This window comes from Vibrio sp. YT-18 (assembly GCF_033337345.1).
Taxonomy (GTDB): domain Bacteria; phylum Pseudomonadota; class Gammaproteobacteria; order Enterobacterales; family Vibrionaceae; genus Vibrio; species Vibrio alginolyticus.
This window is the reverse complement of sequence record NZ_JAWOQO010000264.1, coordinates 1-1,053: the sequence shown is the minus strand read 5'-3', so window position 1 is coordinate 1,053 and position 1,053 is coordinate 1. Positions and strand designations below refer to the sequence as shown.

Here is a 1,053-nt window from a genome sequence, read left to right as displayed (position 1 = left end):
AGAGTGTTACAAACAGCATTTCCAGGACCGTTTCTATCTAGAATTGATTCGGACAGGCCTTCCGGATGAAGAGACGTACTGGCAGTTTGCCAGCGATCTCGCTGAGCAACATGACTTGCCCGTGGTCGCGACAAACGAAGTGGTTTTCCTAAGTGCAGAACTTTTTGATGCGCACGAGATTCGTGTTGCGATTCATGATGGTTACACATTAGAAGATCCACGCCGACCAAAAAATTACAGCCCGCAGCAGTACCTTCGCACTGAAGAGGAAATGTGTGAGCTGTTTGCTGATATTCCAGAAGCGCTAGAAAACAGTGTCGAGATCGCCAAGCGTTGTAACGTGACCGTTCGTTTGGGTGAATACTTCTTGCCAGCCTTCCCAACAGAAGGGATGGAAGAAACTGAATTCTTGGTCATGAAGTCGCGAGAAGGTTTGGAAGAGCGTCTAGAGTTCCTATTCCCTGATGAAGAAGAGCGCAAAAAGCGCCGTCCAGAATACGACGAGCGTTTACAAATCGAACTCGACGTAATCAACCAAATGGGGTTCCCAGGCTACTTCTTGATCGTAATGGAGTTCATCCAGTGGTCGAAAGACAACGCGATTCCAGTCGGTCCTGGTCGTGGTTCGGGTGCCGGTTCTTTGGTGGCCTACGCGCTGAAAATCACCGATCTTGATCCGCTTGAATATGACTTGCTCTTCGAACGCTTCTTGAACCCAGAACGTGTATCCATGCCCGATTTCGACGTCGACTTTTGTATGGATAAGCGTGACCAAGTGATTGATCACGTTGCCGAAATGTACGGTCGCGATGCCGTATCTCAGATCATCACATTCGGTACGATGGCGGCGAAAGCGGTAATCCGTGACGTTGGTCGTGTTCTTGGTCACCCATTTGGTTTCGTTGACCGTATTTCGAAACTGGTTCCGCCAGATCCGGGTATGACGCTAGAAAAAGCGTTTAAAGCCGAGCCTGCTCTGCCTGAGCTATATGAGGCCGATGAGCAAGTTAAAGAACTCATCGATATGTGTCGCCTATTAGAAGGTTGTACACG

General features: G+C 49.0%; 1 protein-coding gene. It reads left to right on the top strand.

What is annotated here, in order from left to right:
• The coding region (gene dnaE, locus R7M72_RS25865; RefSeq protein WP_318056564.1) for a DNA polymerase III subunit alpha at positions 1 to 1,053 on the top strand (1,053 nt) is incomplete at both ends.